General features: G+C 56.7%; 20 protein-coding genes. 14 read left to right on the forward strand and 6 right to left on the reverse strand.

Annotated features, from left to right (window positions below; all coding sequences use genetic code 11):
* Positions 1–522 precede the first annotated feature (522 nt).
* The 6 genes from GEV01_RS27300 to GEV01_RS27325 are packed head-to-tail and all read left to right on the forward strand — an operon-like array spanning position 523 to position 8279.
* Positions 523–2070: a DNA cytosine methyltransferase gene (locus GEV01_RS27300; protein WP_217428511.1), complete on the forward strand. Its 1548-nt coding sequence runs from the start codon at positions 523–525 to the stop codon at positions 2068–2070.
* Between the two features lie 41 nt (positions 2071–2111).
* Entirely contained in the window at positions 2112–4034 is a 1923-nt protein-coding gene (locus GEV01_RS27305; RefSeq protein ID WP_152809044.1) for an ATP-binding protein, read from the forward strand.
* A complete protein-coding gene (locus tag GEV01_RS27310; RefSeq protein WP_152809046.1) occupies positions 4027–6339 on the forward strand; it encodes a Z1 domain-containing protein in 2313 nt (770 codons plus the stop codon). Before GEV01_RS27305 ends, GEV01_RS27310 begins: the two co-directional genes overlap by 8 nt.
* Entirely contained in the window at positions 6332–7291 is a 960-nt protein-coding gene (locus GEV01_RS27315; protein ID WP_217428512.1) for a PD-(D/E)XK motif protein, read from the forward strand. Before GEV01_RS27310 ends, GEV01_RS27315 begins: the two co-directional genes overlap by 8 nt.
* Positions 7292–7315: 24 nt before the next feature.
* Positions 7316–7798, forward strand: coding sequence for a very short patch repair endonuclease (locus GEV01_RS27320; protein ID WP_152809048.1), 483 nt, complete (start codon positions 7316–7318; stop codon positions 7796–7798).
* Positions 7779–8279, forward strand: a complete 501-nt coding sequence (locus tag GEV01_RS27325) for a hypothetical protein (protein WP_152809050.1) — start codon at positions 7779–7781, stop codon at positions 8277–8279. The genes GEV01_RS27320 and GEV01_RS27325 overlap by 20 nt, the downstream gene beginning before the upstream one ends.
* A gap of 73 nt (positions 8280–8352) precedes the next feature.
* Here the strand turns inward: GEV01_RS27325 and GEV01_RS27330 are convergent, their stop codons facing one another.
* The 4 genes from GEV01_RS27330 to dnaA form a co-directional block, all read right to left on the reverse strand.
* Positions 8353–8577: a hypothetical protein gene (locus GEV01_RS27330; protein WP_328595638.1), complete on the reverse strand. Its 225-nt coding sequence runs from the start codon at positions 8575–8577 to the stop codon at positions 8353–8355.
* Positions 8578–8829: 252 nt separating this feature from the next.
* On the reverse strand, positions 8830–11334 hold the full coding sequence (gyrB, locus tag GEV01_RS27335) for a DNA topoisomerase (ATP-hydrolyzing) subunit B (RefSeq protein ID WP_152809053.1): 2505 nt from the start codon (positions 11332–11334) through the stop codon (positions 8830–8832).
* Between the two features lie 53 nt (positions 11335–11387).
* Positions 11388–12494: a DNA polymerase III subunit beta gene (dnaN, locus tag GEV01_RS27340; protein ID WP_008453129.1), complete on the reverse strand. Its 1107-nt coding sequence runs from the start codon at positions 12492–12494 to the stop codon at positions 11388–11390.
* Between the two features lie 105 nt (positions 12495–12599).
* Entirely contained in the window at positions 12600–13997 is a 1398-nt protein-coding gene (gene dnaA, locus GEV01_RS27345) for a chromosomal replication initiator protein DnaA (protein ID WP_008453127.1), read from the reverse strand.
* A 386-nt stretch (positions 13998–14383) separates the two neighbouring features.
* On the opposite strand from dnaA, the gene rpmH reads away from it, so the two are divergent.
* The 5 genes from rpmH to mnmE all read left to right on the forward strand — a co-directional run bounded on the left by rpmH (position 14384) and on the right by mnmE (position 18414).
* Positions 14384–14518, forward strand: coding sequence for a 50S ribosomal protein L34 (gene rpmH / locus GEV01_RS27350; RefSeq protein WP_040378179.1), 135 nt, complete (start codon positions 14384–14386; stop codon positions 14516–14518).
* 36 nt (positions 14519–14554) lie between these two features.
* The gene (gene rnpA / locus GEV01_RS27355) at positions 14555–14995 is read left to right on the forward strand and encodes a ribonuclease P protein component (RefSeq protein WP_071658981.1); all 441 of its coding nucleotides are present in this window, start codon (positions 14555–14557) and stop codon (positions 14993–14995) included.
* Positions 14992–15255 carry a membrane protein insertion efficiency factor YidD gene (yidD, locus tag GEV01_RS27360; protein WP_152809057.1) on the forward strand — a complete coding sequence of 88 codons (264 nt, stop codon included), beginning with the start codon at positions 14992–14994 and terminating at the stop codon, positions 15253–15255. The genes rnpA and yidD overlap by 4 nt, the downstream gene beginning before the upstream one ends.
* Before the next feature lie 11 nt (positions 15256–15266).
* A complete protein-coding gene (gene yidC, locus GEV01_RS27365) occupies positions 15267–16964 on the forward strand; it encodes a membrane protein insertase YidC (RefSeq protein ID WP_152809059.1) in 1698 nt (565 codons plus the stop codon).
* A 70-nt stretch (positions 16965–17034) separates the two neighbouring features.
* The gene (mnmE, locus tag GEV01_RS27370; RefSeq protein ID WP_152809061.1) at positions 17035–18414 is read left to right on the forward strand and encodes a tRNA uridine-5-carboxymethylaminomethyl(34) synthesis GTPase MnmE; all 1380 of its coding nucleotides are present in this window, start codon (positions 17035–17037) and stop codon (positions 18412–18414) included.
* 12 nt (positions 18415–18426) lie between these two features.
* Here the strand turns inward: mnmE and GEV01_RS27375 are convergent, their stop codons facing one another.
* On the reverse strand, positions 18427–18738 hold the full coding sequence (locus GEV01_RS27375; protein ID WP_152809063.1) for a HigA family addiction module antitoxin: 312 nt from the start codon (positions 18736–18738) through the stop codon (positions 18427–18429).
* A 96-nt stretch (positions 18739–18834) separates the two neighbouring features.
* On the opposite strand from GEV01_RS27375, the gene GEV01_RS27380 reads away from it, so the two are divergent.
* Positions 18835–19500: a glutathione S-transferase family protein gene (locus GEV01_RS27380; protein ID WP_152809065.1), complete on the forward strand. Its 666-nt coding sequence runs from the start codon at positions 18835–18837 to the stop codon at positions 19498–19500.
* A 12-nt stretch (positions 19501–19512) separates the two neighbouring features.
* Positions 19513–19926, forward strand: coding sequence for a hypothetical protein (locus tag GEV01_RS27385; RefSeq protein ID WP_152809068.1), 414 nt, complete (start codon positions 19513–19515; stop codon positions 19924–19926).
* Here the strand turns inward: GEV01_RS27385 and gcvA are convergent.
* The gene (gcvA, locus tag GEV01_RS27390; RefSeq protein ID WP_328595639.1) at positions 19913–20842 is read right to left on the reverse strand and encodes a transcriptional regulator GcvA; all 930 of its coding nucleotides are present in this window, start codon (positions 20840–20842) and stop codon (positions 19913–19915) included. The genes GEV01_RS27385 and gcvA overlap by 14 nt on opposite strands.
* Positions 20843–20954: 112 nt before the next feature.
* Here gcvA and gcvPA point away from each other — a divergent pair, with 112 nt between their 5' ends.
* A complete protein-coding gene (gene gcvPA, locus GEV01_RS27395) occupies positions 20955–22352 on the forward strand; it encodes an aminomethyl-transferring glycine dehydrogenase subunit GcvPA (RefSeq protein WP_152809072.1) in 1398 nt (465 codons plus the stop codon).
* Positions 22353–22356: the final 4 nt, after the last annotated feature.

Genomic DNA, 22356 nt, shown 5'->3' on the forward strand with positions numbered 1-22356 from the left:
CGTACAATCAGCAGAAGCGGGTGCACATGTCCTGGCTCAAGTTGCCATCGGAATTCGCCTAGTAGCATACTGTGCCCGGATATGCACCGCACAGGGTACCCGTGGACGAATACACTTTCAGCACCATCTGTCAGGCAGCGTGGCGCATTCCCTCGAACTGGTCGAGCGAGAGTTCGCACGACGGCCCTATGCTGTGTCATGACTTGCCTCCGGCTCACGCGAACTGGCTCTCTCCGTTTGCGTTGGTGCCGCTTGGTCTCCGCTCATGTTCGTGAGTGGCCTCTTTTTCTGTGGTTGCTGCTCACCAATCAGTGCTTCGTTTGAAATGGCAACTAATACGGCCGAGGACGCGCTGCGGAATGCCAGTGTTTGCAGATATATCGAATGGTTAATTGCCCCAGGGCCAGTTGGGTACTGTAGGATGACGTCCTGAATATCTTGCTTGTGCAGAGACCGGAGTTAGGTGTCTCACTGGCATTCAGAGCCCGTTTTTTCTTTAAATCGACTATCGTAATTTGTAACATGACCCTTATCGCTGACAAACTCCGCCGCATTCAAGCTGGTAATGCTCCCCGTTATATGGATTTGTTTGCCGGTTGCGGTGGAATCTCTCTCGGGTTTCTAACTGCCGGTTTTCGGCCTGTAGCATCAGTAGAAATTGATCCACATGCTGCGCAGTCGCATGGCGCCAATTTCGGAACCCATTCGTTGGGCGGTGATCAACCTTCTCATCATGTGGCCCGTGATGTTACTGCAGAGGACCCTTCGACAATTTTTGCCGAACTAGGTCTTAATGGCCCAGTCGATGATCAGGTTGATGTCCTAGTTGGTGGGCCGCCATGCCAAGCGTTCGCCCGCGTTGGGCGTGCAAAACTTAGGGAGCAGGCACATCGTCGATCGGAAGACACGGCCAACTTCGCATTTCTCGTCGATGGTCGAGTTGACCTTTGGCAACGCTATGTGCATTACATTCGGATGACCAAGCCAGTAGCGTTGCTCATGGAAAATGTTCCAGACATATTGAATCATGGAGGGAAGAATGTTGCGGAGCTCGTAGCTAAAAGTTTATCCGCGGAAGGCTATGAGGTTGCGTACACACTGCTTAACGCGTCCTGGTACGGAGTGCCTCAAACGCGTGAACGCATGATTCTAATTGGCTTCCATCGGGACACTGGTATTCGGCCGTCGTTCCCTAAACCGACCCATCATGTCAATCTGCCTCAAGGCTATCAAGGTACAAAGAATACAGCCAGGCAGGTGATCAAAGAGCAGGGGTCTGAGCATCATCGGTTCGTCGCTGATCCTGAAATTTCGCTGCCGCCCGCTACCACTGCACGTGAGGCACTGGCTGATCTACCTCCTATCTATGCACTGGAGATGTTCAATCGGGGTGAGTTGCGTCGCGGCGCGAAAAACCCGATGGAGGTGGTGCGTTACACGAACAAAAATCCATCAACTCCTTATTCGCGGATTATGCGTGAGTGGCATGGTTTTGTGACCAAGGAATCGACTACAGGGCATGTGATTCGTTACTTGCCTCGCGATTTCAAGATATTTGCAGAGATTTCTGAGGGATGGGAGTACCCGCAAATTCATCAGTATGTTGAGGAAAAAATTGCTGGCTGGCTCAAATCACGAAAGCGTCGGGGGCTGTCGACTGATGCAAGAACAGCTGAGGTTCGTGACTTTATTAAGTTGTGGCGTATCCCCTATGATCCTTCAAAATTCTCGAACAAGTGGTGGAAGTTAGATTCCCAAAAACCGGTGCGCACATTGCTTGCACATTTGGGCAAAGATTCATATTCACACATTCACTACGATTCTGATCAGGCGCGTACTATTTCGGTCAGGGAGGCTGCACGATTACAGTCCTTCCCGGATGGCTTTATCTTCAAGGGTTCTATGAATCCCGCATTGAAGCAAATTGGGAATGCGGTGCCGGCGCTCTTTGCCTACGCTATTGCAATGTCGGTCAGAAGTAATTTAGGTGCGCCGCCGATCAACGATATGCGCGTTCAGCTTTTGGGACTGGATGGAGCCGTGATTGGACGAACAGAGGGGATAGCGTGAGATTCACAATTTTGCGACTCTTGACACATAGCGAGCTTGGCATGTTTCATGCCTATCGGGACGGCCGTGAGGGCTCCAAACAACGAGCGATTAACTTTGATGGAGATGTTGTGGATCGGGTTTTTCCATCTGCTAAAGACTCTGACAAAATTCTTATTCAGTGCCGTTGTCTTGATGATGAAACGACGATCGTTGAAAAGGCGCAATGGCTAAAAAGGCAAGGGAAAAATTGGCGATTTGAAGGAAACTGCCCGAAGAGTTCCTTTTTTAAGTTCGTAGAACCCGGTGTGCTATTTGCCATGGTTGTGGATGCTTCAACATCTCCTGCAACCGCGACGTGGGTAGTGATTCCGAAAACCCATCCAGCGCATGAGGCCATTGTTAACCATGGTGAGAGCGCACGGCTGGATCGATCTGGAATGATCGCATTATTCGGAAACGATGGCGCATACTCGACACATGTTCTTGGTGAACACTTCCATACTCTTTTTCAGAAGACGGAGCTTTCGATGCCTAATTCCATTGAGCAGGACAGCATGGCCCCCGATCCAGTCGGCTTGTTTGAGATTTTAGCCAGTGCAGGACATCGGCTTCCAAGCGCCGTTGCTGATTTAGTGGATAACAGCATCTCTGCCGGGGCGTCAAAAATAGAAATCACATTCCCCAATCCAAATGATGGCGGTCGTTGGATGTCCATCCGCGATAACGGTCGTGGCATGACTTACGACGATTTACGAAAAGCGATGCGTGTTGGTAATCGTCGTCTTTATGACGGCGGTGATCTTGGCAAATTTGGCTACGGATTAAAAGGTGCATCATGGTCTCAGTCGGATTGTTTGACGGTGGTTACTAAGGCGCAGAATGGAATAAAATCCACGATGACCTGGGACAAAGATCACCTTGCGAAGACAGGAGCGTGGGATGTCCTGGAGCAGTCGGTCGAAGAAAAATATGAGGCGGAGTCTGAAATCGCTGCTACTGGGACCGTAGTTTTATTGACGAGGATGCGGCCCCCAGCGGAAATGGCCACGGTAAAGAATGTTGATCCTTATACGGTCGAAGTGACGTCCGTCAGAGAGCATTTGGAACTAGTGTTCCATCGCTACCTGGAGGGCGCAGTACCGGGGCGAAGCAAGGTAGATATTTACATTAACGGCGAACCGTTGGAGGGCAATAATCCGATGGGACACCCGCTGACTAAGTCGTATGATCCTCGAACGTTAATGCTCAACGAGTCGGATCCCGAAAAAAAGGCGATCGTTGCTGTACGTGCTTTCATCACTCCGAATGAAGATGAATTAGAAAAATACCACTGCGCTCAAGGACCTGAAGCGGTACGTAGAGCTCGTGAGCGTATTTCGCTGAGTGGTCGTTGGAATGAAACACAAGGTCTTTATTTCTATCGCCTGAATCGCCTCATAAAATGGGGCGGTTGGGAGCAAATGTTTGCGGTTGATGAAAAGACCAAATTGCTTCGCGTCGCAGTGGATTTTGACCGCCAAGCTGATGATCCGTTGAAAGTTAACATTTCCAAGCAGGAGATCAAGCTGCCGGTGAACATGAGCAGCAATATGAAGGATATCTTGAAAGAGCCCCGTACCGAAGCTCGCAGCCGTTATAGAAAAACTGGGAAGGGCGAGTCTTCAGGCTCAGCGTCGAGCACTAATGGTGGCAGTTCTAGCTCACCGGTTACGGGCGAGCCAATAGGGGCACCGACTTCTAGTGGTAAACCGAAGTCAGCGAAGGTCGTAGGTGGAGCAATCAGACTTGTGGACTCAGGTGCTGCACCATGGGTACGAAAAAAGAATTTCACCGGCGAGCATATTGAAGTTACGCCACAGATGCCTGCACTCGTTAATCTTGTGCTTGCGGTCGATGGGGACCCGAAAGCTAAGATTGCATTGTCCCAGTTTCTGCTAGCGCTGGAGCAAGCAGACATCTTGAAGATGCTGACCCATGACTGAGCAGATTCCAAGGTTCAGTATAAAGCCTAAAATTCCAAATTGGACCGATGGCGCACAGTGGATCAATTGGAAGCGGCATGAGGAATTTTTGCGCGCGCAGTCGAAATGGAAACCTCATCAGGTGGACTCTGTAGCCGAAGAGTCCTTACGAATAATTTGTAAAACAAAGCCAATTCAGCGCCTCGAATTTCAGTGTAGAGGCTTAGTCGTCGGATACGTGCAAAGTGGAAAGACGGCCAACTTTACTGCTGTAGCAGCCCGCGCTGCTGATGTTGGCTATCGACTTATTGTTGTCCTTTCAGGCATCCATGATTCGTTGAGAAACCAGACGCAAAAGCGATTGAACAGAGAACTTGTGAGCGTCGGGGTTAATTGGACGACTTTAACAAGCGAGAGCGAAGACTTCCAGACTCCGGCGATTGCCAATGGCTTCGACGGTGCTGGAACAGTCTTGGTCGTCGCAAAGAAGACCGTACCAATCCTCCGTCGAATCAATCAGTGGATTATTGATCTGGAAGGGCAGCTCGAAAATATTCCGGTTCTTTTGATCGATGACGAAGCTGATCAGGCTTCCATAAATACTAAAGGTAATCGCAAAGATCCGAGCGTCGATGATGAGCCTGAGGTCGACAGCCGTGATCCGTCGATTACGAATTCACTGATCAGGGATACGCTGCAGAGGATTCCTAGGGCAACCTACATCGCCTACACGGCTACACCATTTGCAAATATTCTGATCGATCCAGACGCGGTTGACCGGGCTGTTGGCGCGGACCTATTTCCCAAGGATTTTGTAGTTCAGTTGCCTCGCCCAGAAGGCTATATAGGAACTGAAGAACTGTTTGGTGTGGCTGCAGTGGGGCGAGATGTTATGCGCGCCGTTGCAGAAAATGACGTACGAAGTCTGAAGACTAAGCGAAAGAAAAAAGGTGCGCCGCTGGTAATAGATAGCGAAGAGGGACTACCCCAATCGCTATGTGACGCTGTGCTTATGTTTGTTGTTATCGGCGCGATTCGCTTACTTCGCAACCAAACAAAGATGCCTCACACGATGCTGGTTCACGTCTCGCACAAGCAAGTCGATCAGATCCGTATCGGCTCGGCGATACAGCAGCACATAAAGGGATGGCGTGACCATGAACGTGTCGTTCCAGGCAGTTTACGTCAAATGCTGAGTTCGGCGCTGACCGATCTCGGCATGGTCGATTTGCCGGCCGTGCGCGATATCGTGTTGGATGAGGCAATGATAAATCTCTCTCGCGTTCAGGTTGTCGTATTGAATAGTCTTACTGGCGAGGAGCTAGGCTACGATGAGAAGCCGGGTTGCCAATTGATCGCCGTGGGCGGAAATCGCTTGTCTCGTGGATTAACTCTGGAAGGACTGACCGTAGCTTACTTCCTGCGCACAACGACCATGGCGGACTCTCTGCTACAAATGGCACGCTGGTATGGTTTCAGAGCTGGATACGATGATTTGATTCGTATCTGGACGACCGAAGGAATTGCCCAATGGTTTGTTGAGCTGGCACTTGTCGAAGAGTCTCTGAGAGATTCCATAACTGCGATGAACCGGGCTGGGCGCCGCCCCGATGAAATGGCAATCAAGATGCGCTCCCACTCGGATCTGCTATTGACAAGTAAAAATAAGAGCAAGATGCTTGAAGTCAGCAGTCGCTCCTGGTCCGGTGAAAACCCTCAGACCATTCTTTTCCCGCTGCGACGGCCGGATATTCTCGAACACAATACAGGTCTGACGGCTGCGCTGCTGACGGCCCACACACCTACCCAGGAGGCATACGGTGGCAGCTTGGTGCATGACGTCCCTGCCGTGCGAATTGAGGAGTTTCTAAGATCCTTTATTGTGCATGATGACACACTCGCATTTCGTGGGGACCTGATTGCAGATTGGATATCTGAGCGGACGACTGTTGGAGAGCTCACCAGTTGGACGATTTTCGTGGCAAACCCTAGTCGAGACCGTCAAGTATTACTCGGTACTCGCTCTTTCGGTTTGGTTCATCGCTCGCTAACCGGTGCGGAATCCATTGGCATATTGATTGACCCTCGACATGAAGGCGTTGACCTTCATGGTGGACCTGACTTTTATCGCACAGGACAAAATTACAATGCGAGGGCGATGCGTCAGACCCGTCCGTCTTCTCATGGACTTTTGATGATTTACCCCCTGGATCCCCAACCGTTACAGGCACAAGTGCGTACTGTGATTGGTATCGCGTTATCCTTTCCTAAGACATCAGATGAGTCACAGTCCTTTGTCGTAAATCGTGGAGTCAATCGTGAGTAGTCTGACTATCACATCTTCACGTTGGCAAAGTTTGAGAAAACAGTCTCAAGGGATTGGCATGCTTGCTGAGCCGGTAGATCCTTTGATTCCTCAGTGTCTAATCGGCGTTGATGAAGATGGACATCTTCATTTGATGATTGCTATCGGTGACGATGCGGTCAAGCTACCACCGGAGCTAGAGGCCGTAGTCGTTCAGGTAATCGACGCCAATGGCAATTATCTTGACGTGTACGCCAAGGCGCACTACGAAATGATATTCACTCCAATCGTAAACCAGATTTTTGCTGGAGTCGCCGTGCAAGGGAGGAAGCCGATCGATGCAGTAGTTCAGACCATTGAAGAATTCAGAGGTGCACTAAGGCCATTGAAACCGGATCTTAGCCTTGCTGAGCAAATTGGTTTATTTGGAGAGCTTTGGGTTTTACAAAATGTCCTAATTCCTAGCATAGGTCCACGGGCTTGCTATCTGTGGAGTGGTCCAGACTCGGAACGACATGATTTCATGGGCGCGGCAGTGCATATAGAAGTAAAGTCGACTACAAGGTCCGAAGATCGACATGAGATTTCGCGGATAGATCAGTTGCGAGCGCCCGCGGGAAAAAAATTGCTGTTGGCATCGATCCAGCTAGAGCGATCGGAAGGGGGGGAGAAGACCCTGGTAAACCTTATCGACGAAATAACCGCTTCTCTTGGCTTGGACGGTAAAGCTGTTGATGCTTTTGAGATGCGCTTGGCGAAAATGGGCTGGCATGACGGTTTGCGTCAGTCCGGTGCGCTACGGCGATTCAATTTGCGTGATGCTCTATTCTTCGACGTGGAAGGCTCCTTTCCTCGACTTCCCGATGACTATGTCCCACCGCGGGGAATTGTGGCAATAAGGTACACAATTGATGTTTCATCTCGCTCCGTGGTTGATAGGGACGAGATTGATGGCTTGGTAAAATTGATGTGAAGCTAATGGCTTGTAAATAAAACCATGGTTGACGTGCTTTCAGTAGAACAACGCCGGCGTAACATGAGTCGGATTCGTAGCCGCGACACCAAACCGGAGCTATTTATTCGACGGGGCTTGCATGCTCTTGGTTTACGTTATCGGTTACAGGATGGAAAACTGCCGGGCCGCCCTGATCTTGTATTTTCTCGATTCCACGCAGTGATCTTCGTACATGGTTGCTTCTGGCATGGGCATAACTGTTCGATGTTCAAACTTCCCCAGACTCGCCAAGAGTTCTGGAAAGCAAAAATTGCATCTAACCGTGCCAGAGATGTTAGGACGACGGATGCGCTTCTAGAAAAGGGATGGCGGATTGTAAATGTATGGGAGTGTAGCCTCAAAGGCCCTGGAAAGCTCCCTGATGGTGAAGTTCTGAAACGGTGTTTTGAGTTCTTGATGTCTAAAGAAGTTAGGCTAGTCGATATTTCAGGAGTATTAATAACTAATGACGAAAAGCATAAATAGCTCTACTGAAATACCATTGGATTTAAAAATTCTTGATGATCTTCGACTCTTGGCGCTACGTACGGCAGTTGACACAGAAGCAAGAAGCCGAGGCCTTCGTTTTAATGTAGGGGAAATCGGCGAGAAACTGGCTATCGCCGAGTTCAAGGGGCGCAGTGATTTACCCGTTCTGGCACCAGCTCCTCCTGGGACGAAGAATATAGATGCCATTTCGAGGGACGGTGATCGATACTCAATCAAGACTATGCAGCGAGCAAAGAAGTCAGGGACAATTTATCCGGACCGAGAAGATAAAGATAAGCAACTTTTCGAATATATTTTGATTGTTTTGATGCGGGAAGATTTCACATTGGAACGTATTATTCAACTTGATTGGAATTTATTTTGCAACGTCCGCAGCTGGGATATAAGAATGAATGCTTGGTATATTGCTCGCTCCGATAGAGCGCTGGCAGGTGGACGTCAAATATATCCTAAGTAGAAATTAATAATCTTATCTTCTTTTTAGGCGTTAAGTAAGGTGGTCATCGCAATGGCTACCTTATTTCCATATGCTAATATTTTTTTGCATACATCTTTCGTGTAATGCGACTTATATAGCTATTCAATCCTTGTCCACGATTGGCAAGAGCTTGCATTTTTTCAATGTTACCAGTGCCAGCACTTTGAATATTATAAAGATAGGTGGCGCCGGTGTTGAATCGAACCGTGATTGAATCAGGGCCAATCTCAAATGCAGTAACTCCAGAATCACCGCTTAAATTTTTATATCTTTCCACATTTTCTCCGTAGAGCGATGTATGTTCAGATCGAAACCCGTAATGCTTGCAATAGGGGGCGAAATCTAACAATACTCTTAATTTTGTGAAAAGCAATTGATATTAGAAATATTTGAATGTGAGCGTGAACACGGATGCATATCCCAAAAAAAGAGCTTTATGCGACTGCATAAAGCTCTTTGATCGTAATGTAAATTACCGCAATGCATTGCACCCTGGCAACACTGGACCGTTCCCGCCGGTTTTTGCCATTTAAACGTCGATATTACCCGCCCGCAGCGCATTGTTCTCAATAAACGCCCGACGCGGCTCCACATCATCCCCCATCAACGTAGTGAAGATCTGATCCGCAGCAATCGCATCCTCAATCTGCACCTTCAGCAGACGACGAACGGTCGGATCCATGGTGGTCTCCCATAACTGATCCGGATTCATCTCACCCAGACCTTTGTAGCGCTGCTTGGACACCACACGCTCCGCCTCATCACGCAGCCACTGCATCGCCTGGTGGAAGTCCACCACGGCCGATTCCTTGGTACGCTCGCCCTCACCGCGACGCACATACGCGCCTTCGCCGATCAGACCCTTGAACGTAGCTGCCGCGCTAGCCAACACGTTGTAATCCGCACCCTGCACGAAGTCCGCATCGATCGAGCTGACTTTGATATTACCGTGATGCATACGCTCAATGCGCAGCGCGTGCTTCTCGGACAGCTCGTCCGAAATCACCGTGATCTTGACCGCGATATCGCTGATCTCCGCCATCATCGCGCGGGCCGATGCCTCTGCCTGCTCCTGCGTGCTCAGATCCAGCGTCACACCGGTCATGATGGCCGTCAGCGCCGCACGGTCGATCACGCGCGTCAGACGCGTCATGATGACGTTGGCCAGGTTGAACTGACGCACCAGCTCGCCCAGCGGTTCGCCGACGATAGGATCGGCGCCTTCGCGCGGGATCAGCACGGCGGTGTTCAGCGCCACGTTCATCATGTAGCCGGCTTCTTCCGCGTCATCCTTCAGATAACGCTCGTCGCGGCCGGCCTTGACCTTGTACAGCGGCGGTTGCGCGATGTAGATGTGGCCGCGCTCAACCAGTTGCGGCATCTGACGATAGAACAAGGTCAGCAGCAGCGTGCGGATGTGGGCGCCATCGACGTCCGCATCGGTCATGATGATGATGCGGTGGTAGCGCAGCTTCTCGACGTTGAATTCATCCGGGCCGATCGACGTGCCCAGCGTGGCGATCAGCGTGGTGATCTGTTCCGACGACAGCATCTTTTCGAAGCGCGCCTTCTCCACGTTCAGCACCTTACCGCGCAGCGGCAGGATCGCCTGGAACTTGCGGTCGCGGCCCTGCTTGGCGGAGCCGCCTGCGGAGTCACCCTCGACGATGTACAGTTCGCACAGCGCCGGATCTTTTTCCTGGCAGTCGGCCAGCTTGGCCGACAGGCCCAGGCCGTCCATCACGCCTTTGCGGCGGGTCAGGTCGCGGGCCTTGCGGGCCGCTTCGCGCGCGCGCGCCGCTTCGACGATCTTGCCGCAGATGATCTTGGCGTCGTTCGGTTTTTCCTGCAGGTAGTCCGACAGCGTCTTGGCGACGATCTCTTCAACCGGGCCGCGCACTTCGGACGACACCAGCTTGTCCTTGGTCTGCGACGAGAACTTCGGCTCAGGCACTTTGACCGACAGCACGCAGGTCAGGCCTTCGCGCATGTCGTCGCCGGAGATTTCGACCTTGGCCTTCTTGGCGAATTCCTGCTCGTCGATGTACTTGTTGATGACGCGGGTCATCGCGGCGCGCAGGCCGGTCAGGTGGGTGCCGCCGTCGCGTTGCGGGATATTATTGGTGAAGCACAGCACCTGTTCGTTGTAGGCGTCGTTCCACTGCATCGACACGTCCACCGAGATGTTGGTGCCCTGGTCCGACAGGCGTTCGCCGGTGGCCTGGAACACGGTCGGGTGCAGCACGGTCTTGGCTTTGTTGATGTACTCGACGAAGCCGCGGGTGCCGCCTTCGAACGCGAAGATTTCTTCCTTGCCGGTGCGCTGGTCGGTCAGCTTGATGTTGACGCCGTTATTCAGGAACGACAGTTCGCGGATACGCTTGGCCAGGATCTCGTAGTGGAATTCGACGTGGGTGAAGATTTCCTCGTCGGCCCAGAAGTGCACGTCGGTGCCGCGCTTGTCGGTTTCGCCGATGACCTTGATCGGCGAGACGGCGAAGCCATCCTTCTCTTCCAGTTCGCGGTTCTGCGGCACGCCACGGACGAACTCCATGTAGTGCACCTTGCCGTCGCGGCGGATGGTCAGCTTCAGCAGTTTCGACAGCGCGTTCACGCACGATACGCCCACGCCGTGCAGACCGCCCGACACCTTGTACGAGTTCTGGTCGAACTTGCCGCCGGCGTGCAGCTCGGTCATGACGATCTCGGCGGCGGAGCGCTTAGGATCGTGCTTGTCGTCCATCTTCAAGCCGGTCGGTACGCCGCGGCCGTTGTCGGTGATCGAGATCGAGTTGTCCGAGTGGATGGTGACGTGGATTTCCGTGCAGTGGCCGGCCAGCGATTCATCGATGGAGTTGTCCAGCACCTCGAACACCAGGTGGTGCAGGCCGGTACCGTCCGAGGTATCGCCGATGTACATGCCGGGTCGTTTGCGTACTGCTTCCAGACCTTCGAGGATCTGGATCGATGCTGCGCCGTATTCTTCGGTTTTGGCCGGTACTGGTACTGGATTCTCTTCTGGGATGGCGGACATGTGCTGCTTTCTCTGTTATCGATTACTGGTGTTCTGACGGCTGTAGCAAAAACTCAAATGCGCATCGGCATGACGACGTACTTGAAGTCGGCATTGTCCGGGATCGAGATCAGCGCGGACGAGTTCGAATCGCCCAGCGCGACGTTGACCTGGTCGCACTTCAGGTTGTTCAACACGTCGAGCAGGTAGGTGACGTTGAAGCCGATATCGACGCTGTCGCCGCCGTAGTCGATTTCCAGTTCTTCGACCGCTTCTTCCTGGTCCGCATTGGTCGAGCTGATCTTCATGCTGCCCGGGGTGATGATGCAGCGTACGCCCTTGAACTTATCGCTGGTCATGATGGCGGCGCGTTGCAGCGAACGCAGCAGCTCATCGCGGCCGATCGTGAATTCGTTCTTGTAGCCTTTCGGGATCACGCGCGTGTAGTCGGGGAACTTGCCTTCGACCAGCTTCGAGATCAGCTCGATGTCGGCGAAGGTCAGCTTGACCTGGTTGGCGGCGATGTCCAGCTGTACGGTCTCGTCGTTCTCTTCCAGCAGGCGCTGCAGTTCGATGATGGTCTTGCGCGGGATGATCACTTCCTGGCGTTCGAACGATTGCTCGGTCTCCACCTGGCAGAACGCCAGGCGGTGGCCGTCGGTGGCCACGGCGATCACGTTCTTGCCGTCCAGGACCAGCAGCAGGCCGTTCAGGTAGTAGCGGATGTCCTGCTGGGCCATCGAGAAGTGCACCATGTTGAACAGGTGCTTGAGCGTCTTCTGCGGCAGCGTGACGGACGCGCTGTAGCTGTCGGCCTGTTGCACGGTCGGGAATTCCTCGGCGGCCAAGGTCTGCAGGGCGAAGCGCGATTTGCCGGTCTGCACCGTCAGGCGCTTGTTCAGCAGCGTCATCGTCACGTCGCCCGATTCAGGCAGCGCGCGCAGGATGTCGAGCAGCTTGCGCGCGGCCACGGTGGTGCCGGTCACTTCGCTGCCGGAACCGATCTCGGCGTTGGTGGTGATCTGGACTTCCGTGTCGGTCGACAGGAAGGATACGCTCTCGCCCTCTTTGCGGATGAGGATATTGGCCAGAATCGGCATAGTGTGCCGACGCTCGACAATACCGCTCACGATCTGCAGTGGCCGGAGAAGGGTATCTCGGGTGGTTTTGACCAATTGCATAGATTATCCTCAATAGTAAAGATTAAACGATATTTTTATAACAAAGTTGCCTTGTGAGCAGACGTGCTTTTTTGCCTAGATCATAAAGCCAAACCTACAGTCCGGCTAGCCTTTCAGCGTTTGTTCCAGCACGTGCAGCTCGTGGTTGCATTCCGGGTTCTTGGTGCGGTCCAGCGCGATCTTGCGCACGGCGTGCAGCACGGTCGTGTGATCGCGGCCGCCGAACAGTTCGCCGATCTCCGGCAAGCTCTTTTGCGTCAACTCCTTGGCCAGGTACATCGCGATCTGGCGTGGCCGCGCGATGTTGGCCGGGCGACGCTTGGAGTACATGTCGGCCACCTTGATGTTGAAGAAGTCCGCCACCGTCTTCTGGATGTTTTCCACCGAGATCTGGCGGTTCTGCACCGACAGCAAATCCTTCAGCGCCTCTTTCACGATATCAATCGTGATGTCCTTGCCGTGGAAGCGCGAGTACGCCAGGATCTTGCGCAGCGCGCCTTCCAGCTCGCGCACGTTGGAGCGCAGGTGCTTGGCCACGAAGAAGGCGACGTCATCCGAGAACGTGACCCCTTCCTGCTTGGCTTTCTTCAGCAGAATCGCCACGCGCATTTCCAGCTCCGGCGGCTCGATCGCCACCGTCAGGCCGGAATCGAAACGCGAGATCAGGCGGTCATCCATGCCGGTGATTTCCTTCGGATAGGTATCCGAAGTGATGATGATCTGTTTCTTCGCCGCGATCAGCGCCTCGAACGCGTAGAAGAACTCTTCCTGCGTACGGCTCTTGCCGCCGAAGAATTGAATATCATCGATCAGCAGCATGTCGAGCGAATGATAGTAGTGCTTGAAATCGTCGAAGCCCTTGCGCTGGTAAGCCGTCACCACGTCGCGCACGTACTGCTCGGCGTGGATGTAGCGGATCTTGGCGCCCGGCTGGTCGGCCATCACCTGGTTGCCGATCGCGTGGATCAAGTGGGTCTTACCCAGGCCGACGCCGCCGTAGAAGAACAGCGGGTTGTACGATACGCCCGGGTTGTTGGCGACTTGAATCGCGGCGGCGCGCGCCAGCTGGTTGGCCTTACCGGTGACGAAGCTGTCGAAGGTCAGGTCGGTGTTGATGCGGCTCTGTTCGCGGCGCGGCGCGGCCGAAGCCGGCAGTTCCGGCACCGACGGCACCGGGTCGGAGTTGCGTGCGTGGCCGTTCGGGTTGCCGTCGTTGTAGTCGGGCGCGGGCACCACGGTGGCGGCCTTCTTCGGCAGCGCCAGGCGCGGATCGAGCACGAACTGCACCTCGGTCGGCGCTTCCCAGTACTGGCAGGCCAGCGCCGTGATGCGGCTGGCGAACTGGGACTTGACCCAGTCCAGCTTGAACCGGTTTGGCGCGGCCACACGCAACTTGCCCGCCTCGTAATCGAGGGGGATGAGCGGTTTTATCCACGCGCTGAATTGTTGCGGCGTCAGCTCCAGCTCCAGCTGGGCGGAGCAGGTCTGCCAGAAATTTTCCATGAATCTTTATCTATTCTTTACTGCTGATGAGGGTGTCGGCGACCTTGGGTGCGCCACACGTAACGCGCTATTCTACTCTCGACCGCCAAAGTTATCCACAGGCACGACGCTTATTTTCGTACTTTTGCCAGCCCCCGGATGGCGGCCAGAGACCATCAGTTGTTGACAAGCGGGACCGAAATGCTGATAATTCAGGGTTCCCCGCCCGTATTCCTAGTTTATTCACATGAACGTCAATATGGAGTAAGCGTGGATTTAGCGGGCGATGAGATGGACCCAGCTTGTGCCGGCAACGGTGGCATAGGTGCGCGAAGTGTCATTGGCACCAAAAACTGACGGGGCCACAACCCGATTTTGCATTTTTTTCTGCTTTTAGCGAGACCAACATGAAACGTACTTACCAACCTTCCGTTGTACGCCGTAAGCGTACCCACGGCTTCCGCGCACGTATGGCTACCCGTGGTGGCCGTCAAGTGCTCAACGCACGTCGCGCCAAAGGCCGCAAGCGTCTGGCTGTATAAGCCAACTGCTTGTTAGCTGATCGCGTGGAAAGCTGTATTTCAAGCGGCTCGACAGGCGAAGGTTCACACGACTTCGCGCGCGTTCGGCGTATCGTTAAAACGGATGAATTTTCATCCGTTTTTCGTTTGCGCCCTACCCAAAAAAGCGCGCACTTCGTGCTCTACACCCGTCTGAATGAATTGCCGCATGCGCGGCTGGGCGTCGTTGTGGCGAAGCGGTTCGCGCCGCGCGCCGTCACGCGCAACACGATCAAGCGCGTTACCCGCGAACTGTTCCGCCAGACCAGCCTGCCGGCGATCGATTGCCTGATCCGCCTGGCCAAGCCGGTCAACAGCAAGGACGGGCCTGCCACCACTGCGAAGCTGAAAGCGGCTTTGCGGGTGGAATTGGCACGTCTGTTCGCCCAGGCCAAGACAGCCAAGCCGCCCAAACCGGCCTTGCCTTCGGCGCCGCCGCCTCCACCTGAGGCATCATGAAAAAACTGCTACGCTTCCTGCTGCGCTTTTACCAGCTGGCCATCAGCCCGCTGATGGCGCCGAGTTGCCGGTTTCATCCGAGCTGCTCGAACTATGCGCTGGAAGCGTTGCAGGTGCATGGCGCCGCCAAGGGCAGCCTGCTGGCGGCCAAACGCATTTGCCGCTGCCATCCGTGGAATCCGGGCGGGCATGATCCCGTTCCCCCGGCGGACGGCAAAACGAATTCTTCTACGACCGCTTGCGGTTGCAACCACTCCTGACAAATAGCCTAATGGATATCAATAAACGTACCATCCTGTGGATCGTGTTTGCCGTGTCGCTGGTAGTTCTTTGGAACAACTGGATGGTCTCGACAGGCAAGCCTTCCATGTTTGCTCCAGCGCCGGCTCAAACCGCCAAGGCCCCGGAAGCGAAGAAATCCGAACTGCCGGCCGCCTCCGCGACCGCGGCAGCTGGCGCCGCCGCACTGCCTGGCGCCCCCGCCGCGGCCGAGCCGTTCAAGAGTGAGCGCATCACCGTCACCACCGATCTGTTCCGTGTCGATGTCGACACCCTGGGCGGTACCATCAAGCGCCTGGAACTGCTGAAGTTCAAGGATGGCGTGGACGCCACCAAGAACCAGGTGCTGTTCGACGTCGATGCCGGCACCGGCAAGACCTATCTGGCCCAAACCGGCCTGATCGGCGCCGCCGGCCTGCCGAACCACCAGACCGGCTTCGTCGCCAAGCCTGGCCCGCGCATGCTCAACGACGCCAACCAGGTGCAACTGGTGCTGGAAGCGGAATCGGCCGGCGTCAAGCTGACCAAGACCTTCACCTTCAAGCGCGGCGACTACACGATCGACGTGCGCCACGACATCAGCAACGTCGGCACCGCGCCGGTCAAGCCTGAGCTGTACCTGCAGCTGGTCCACGACGGCAACAAGCCGGCCGGCGACTCCTACTTCAACAGCAGCTACACCGGCCCGACGCTGTACACCGCCGAAGACCACTACAAGAAGCTGAAGTTCGAAACGCTGGAAAAAGAAGCAGTCGAAGCCGCCAAGACCGGCAAGGACGCCGTGCAGGATCACCCGACCAAGGCCGACAACGGCTGGTTCGCGATCTCGCAGCACTTCTTCGTCTCCGCCTTCGTCCCGCAGGACAAGCTGGCCCGCACCATCTTCACCAAGAAAGTGACGACCAACCAGTACGCGATCGGCACCATCCAGCAACTGGGCACGCTGGCGCCTGGCGCCACCGTGACCAACGAAGCCAAGCTGTACTCCGGCCCGCAGGAATCGAAGCTGCTGGAAAAAGTCACCCCTGGCCTGGACCTGGTCAAGGACTACGGCTGGCTGACCATCATCGCCAAGCCTATCTTCTGGGTCATGGACCACATCCACCAGGTGCTGGGCAACTGGGGCTGGACCATCATCGCCTTCACCATCCTGATCAAGCTGGCGTTCTTCCCGCTGTCGGCTGCCGGTTATCGCAGCATGGCCAAGGTCAAGCTGGTCACGCCCAAGATGCAGGCGATCCGCGAGCGCTACAAAGGCGACCCGGCCAAGATGAACCAGGCCACCATGGAGCTGTACAAAACCGAGAAGATCAACCCGCTGGGCGGCTGCCTGCCTATCCTGGTGCAGATGCCGGTCTTCATCGCCCTGTACTGGGTGCTGCAAGCGTCGGTGGAAATCCGCGGCGCACCGTGGATCGGCTGGATCACCAACCTGGCCGCGCCGGATCCTTGGTACATCCTGCCAGTGCTGTATGCGATCTCGATGTACATCACCACCAAGCTGAACCCGGCGCCTGCCGATCCGATGCAAGCGAAGATGATGCTGTTCATGCCGCTGGCGTTCTCGGTCATGTTCTTCTTCTTCCCGTCCGGCCTGGTGCTGTACTGGGTCGTGAACAACGTGCTGTCGATCGGTCAGCAGTACGTGATCTCCAAGAAGTTCGCCGCGCCTGAAGCCGCGAAGTCCTGATCTCCGGATAAATGCTGTTGCAGAAAAGCCCGTGTTAATCGCGGGCTTTTTTTTACTTTACAATTCCCCTATGAATATCGACTCTTCCCCCATCGCCGCCATCGCCACCGCACCAGGGCGCGGCGGCATCGGCGTGGTACGCGCCTCCGGCAAGAACCTCAAACCGCTGATCGCCGCGCTGTTCGGCGCCACCGCATTGCAGCCACGCCACGCCACCTACATCCCGTTCAAGCAGGCCGACGGCGCCCTGATCGACCAGGGCATCGCCATCTGGTTCAAGGGCCCGCACTCGTACACCGGGGAAGACGTGCTGGAACTGCAGGGCCACGGCGGCCCCATCGTGCTGCAACTGCTGCTGGCGCGCGTGCTGGAAGCGGGCGCCGAAACGGGCTTGCGCCTGGCCGAGCCGGGCGAGTTCACCCGCCGCGCCTACCTCAACGACAAGCTCGACCTCGCGCAGGCCGAAGCCGTGGCGGATTTGATCGATGCTTCGACCGAAGCGGCGGCCAAGTCGGCGTCGCAATCGCTGTCAGGCGCGTTCTCGAAGACGGTCAACGCGCTGGTGGACGGCGTGACCGGCCTGCGCATGCTGGTCGAAGCCACGCTGGATTTCCCGGAAGAGGAAATCGACTTCCTGGAAAAATCCGATGCGCGCGGCCAGCTGGCCGGCATCGTCCAAGCGTTGGAGCAGGTGTTCAAGCAAGCCTCGCAAGGCGCGCTGCTGCGCGAAGGCTTGAACGTGGTGCTGGTCGGCCAGCCCAACGTCGGCAAGTCCTCGCTGCTGAACGCGCTGGCGGGCACGGACGTGGCCATCGTCACGCCGATCGCCGGCACCACGCGCGACAAAGTCACCGAGACGATCCAGATTGAAGGTATACCTCTAAACATCATCGACACCGCCGGCATCCGCGCCATCGACGACGGCGTCGACGTGGTCGAACGCATCGGCATCGAGCGCACGTGGGGCGAGGTCGGCAAGGCCGACGTCATCCTGCACCTGCTGGATGCCGACCACGGCCCGTCGCGCGCGGACGAGGGCATCGTTGCCGCGTTTCCGCCAGGCGTGCCGGTGCTGCGCATCTGGAACAAGATCGATCTGTCGGGCCACAAGCCGGGCGTCGATCCGATGGAGGATGCGACGCATGTGTATTTGTCGGCGCACGAGCACATCGGCATCGACCTGCTGCGCGCCGAGCTGCTGCGTATCGCCGGCTGGCAGCAGACCGGCGAATCGCTGTATCTAGCCCGCGAACGCCATCTGATCGCGCTGAAGAACGCCGGCGCCCATCTGGAACGCGCCGGCGAACACGCGGCGCAGAACGATCAATCGCTGGACTTGTTCGCGGAAGAGCTGCGGCTGGCGCAGGTGCAGCTGTCGAGCATCACCGGCGCGTTCTCGTCGGATGATCTGCTGGGCGTGATCTTCTCGCGGTTCTGCATCGGTAAGTAAATGGTTCTCAGATCAGGCCGCCAGTGGGGCGGGCTGTACCTGCATGGGCGCATCCAGGAAGCGTTGTGCGGCTTGCCATACGTCGTATGCGCTTTGCTCTGCCAGCCACAGGCGAGCTTCGCCGCCGCGCTCCACGCCCAGCCACGCCTCAATACGCAAAGCCATTTCAGGTGAAATGGCGGCGCGGCCATTGAGGACGCGGGACAGCGTGACGCGGTTGACGCCCAACTGCTGCGCCGCTTCAGTCACAGTCAATCCAAGTGCGGGCAGTACGTCGTCACGCAGGGTCAGCCCCGGATGCGGTGGATTAAACATGCGTGCCATGATATTTCTTTCGTAGTGACAGTCCTGATGGTCCGCCAGTGTGGCGACTCGGTCAATGATAATATCTGCACGACCGATATCTTCAATAGGCGTTCCATGATTCTCTACCACAGCATCGCCGCACGCTCCTTCCGTCCGTTGTGGATGCTGGAGGAATTGGAGCTTTCATACGAACTGCGCATGCTGGCCTTCCCGCCGCGCGTGCACGACAAGTCCTACCTCGACATCAACCCCTGCGGCACCGTGCCGACCTTCTTCGATGGCGACATGCGGATGACGGAATCGGCGGCGATCTGCCAGTACCTGGCCGAGCGCCATCCGGCGGCACGGCTGAACGTCGAGCTGGATGAAGCGGACTACGGCGCGTGGCTGAACTATCTGTACTTCGGCGAAGCCACGCTGACCTTCCCGCAAACGCTGGTGCTGCGCTACAGCCGCTTCGAATCGCCGGAGCGCTTGCAGCCGCAGGTGGTGGAGGATTATTCGCGCTGGTTCTTATCGCGCCTGAAAACGCTGACGCCGCGCCTGGAGCAAAACGAATTCCTGTGCGCGGGCCGCTTCACGGCGGCCGATGTCTCGGTCGGCTACGCGCTGCTGCTGGCCGAGCAGCTGGGATTGCACACCTCCTTCACGCCAGCCGTCGCCGCCTACTGGCAGCGGCTGCGTCAGCGCCCCGCCTTCCTGCGCGCGCAAGCCGCCGAGCTGGCCGCGGCGTCGGCGCAAGGCGTTTCGCTGCTACCCGCCACCCAGCTTCCAACCTGAACCCAGTTATTGATGAAAACCATTTATACCGTTTTAATGACGGCGGCGCTGGCATTGCCGCTGTCAGCCTCCGCGCTTGTTTCCTGCATGGATACCTGTCCGGAAGACGTATGCCTTTACAGAAGCGATCTGGTTGTCGAGGGCGTTATCGTTGCAATCAAATACGTCAATGAGGAACGGCTTCCCCGGATGTTCACACCGGGATTTCCGATGCCGGATCCCATATATCAAACTTACGTCAGTGAGTTCGTCATTGAGCCTGACAAGGTTTTAAAAGGAACGCTTCCAAAAGGAAGAATTGTTGTGGGAAAAGAGCCCTGTATCGAGGCGCCGAAGTTGAATGACATGCGCGCTGTACGCATCCGCGCATACCTGCATGCAGGCGGCGACTCATCGACTTGGCTGATACGATTTATACGGTTGTAAAGCTCTCTTCCAAAACCACTGCCTCTTGTTCCCGCGCCTCATTCCGCAGAAAATCCGAGAACCACGTCAACGCCTCCTGCTCCGTGCGGGTAGGGCGCCAGCACATATAGTAGGCGCCTTGCGTGGACAAGGTCTGGCTGAACGGGCTGACCAAGGTGCCGCGCCGCAGGTCGTCGCGGATCAGTGCCATGCGGCCCAGCGCGATGCCCTGGCCGTTCAGCGCCGCCTGCATCAGCGCATTGCTGTCGTCGATCAACGGCCCGCGCAGCGCCAGCGACGGCGCCAAACCCGCCTGCTCGAACCAGCGCTCCCAATCGTCGCAGCTATCCTCGTGCAGCAGCGTGTAGTGCGCCAGATCGGACGGCTCCAGCAACGGCGGGCCGTCCTTCAACATCGCCGGCGAACACACCGGCAGCAGCTCGGTGCCGAACAGGCGCTCGCACTCCACACCCGGCCACTTGCCATCCCCCCAGCGTATCGCCAGGTCGATGCTGTCACGACCCAGATCGGTATGCATCACCGTATGCACCAGTCGTACTTCAAGCTGGCTGTGCGCCGCCAGGAAGCGGTCCAGCCGATGCACCAGCCAGCGCGAGCTGAAGGCCGGTGTCACCGCCACCGTCAGCCGCTTGCGCGCGCGTCCCTCGCCCTGCGCCAGCTGCGCCAGCACGCGGTCGATGCGGCCGAAGGCGTCGACCAGGCTGCGCTGCAAAATCGCCCCCTCGGCGGTCAGCGTGATAGCCCGCGTCATGCGCTTGAACAGCTTGATCTGCAACGCATCCTCCAGCGTCTTGATCTGATGGCTGACCGCCGCCTGCGAGATGCACAACTCATCGGCCGCACGCGTAAAACTCATGTGCCGAGCCGTGACCTCAAACGTTTTCAACTGCCGTAAAAGACTGGAAGAATGAGCCAAAAGTGTTCTCCACGCATGAATTTATCTAATGTATCACATGCATACTGATCATTTGTCAATGTTATTTCGCTCCTACAAGATGGGGTATCCGACCTCGATAACAGGAAATGACATGGAACCAGGCAAACCCTACACACACCCCTACATCCCCAACTCGGTTCCCGCCGTGCGCGAAGCCATGCTGCACGCCGTGGGCGCCGCCAGCGTCGAAGAATTCTTTGCCGATATCCCCGCCGCCCTGCGCATGCAGGCGCCGCTGGCGATCGCCGCGCCGCACCTGTCCGAAGCGCGCCTCAAGCGCCACGTGGATGGCCTGCTGCGCAAGAACAGTCACTGCGCCGGTCAACTGAGCTTCCTGGGCGGCGGCTGCTACCAGCACCATGTGCCGGCCGTCTGCGACGAGATCAACGGCCGCAGCGAGTTCGCCACCGCCTACGCCGGCGAACCGTATGACGACCATGGCCGCTTCCAGGCGCTGTTCGAATACTGCAGCATGATGGGCGCGCTGCTGGAGATGGACGTGGTCAACGTGCCGGTGTACGACGGCATGCAGGCCGCCGCCACCGCCGTGCGCATGGCGGGCCGACACACCGGCCGCCGCCGCGTCGTCGTGGCCGGCCACGTCAACCCGGACAAGCTGTCGATGATGACCACCTACGGCCGCGCCGATCTCGATTTCGTCACCGCGCCCTTCGATCCGAACACCGGCCTGCTCGACCTGGCCACGGTGACGCGCCTGCTCGACAAAGACACCGCCGCACTGTACGTGGACATCCCATCCTTCCTCGGCACCATCGACGACGGCGCCGCGCTGGCCGCCGCCGCGCACGCGGTCGGCGCACTGTTCGTGGTCGGCGTCGACCCGGTCTCGCTGGGCGTGCTGGCGCCGCCGGCCAACTACGGCGCCGACATCGTTTGCGGCGACATCCAGCCGCTGGGCATGCACATGAACTACGGCGGCGGCCAGGGCGGCTTCATCGCCAGCCACGACGATCCCGCCATCGTCATGCAGTATCCATCGCGGCTGTTCGGCATCGTGCCGACCAGCGTGCCGGGCGAATACGGCTTCGGCGACGTAGCCTACAGCCGCACCTCCTTCGACAAGCGCGAGAACGGCAATGAATTCGTCGGCACCGCCGCCGCGCTGTGGGGCATCACCGCCGGCGTCTATTTCGCGCTGATGGGCCCACAGGGCATGACCGAACTGGCCGCCGGCATCGCCCAGCGCACCGCCTACGCCAGCCAGCGCATGACGCGCGTACCCGGCGTGCGCGTCACGCATGCCGACAGCTGCCACTTCCGCGAGTTCGTCGTCAACTTCGACGGCACCGGCCTGCCGGTGGCCGCCATCAACGCCGCCTTGCTGCAGCAGGGCGTATTCGGCGGCCATGACCTGAGCACCGCCTTCCCCGCGCTGGGCCAGTCGGCCCTGTACGCCTTTTCCGAAGTCCACACGCAGGAAGACATCGACCTGCTGTGCGCAACGCTAGAGAAAGTCCTCAACCAATGACCGC

The organism is Rugamonas rivuli, from assembly GCF_009380165.1.
In the GTDB taxonomy this organism is placed as follows: Bacteria; Pseudomonadota; Gammaproteobacteria; order Burkholderiales; family Burkholderiaceae_D; genus Rugamonas; species Rugamonas rivuli.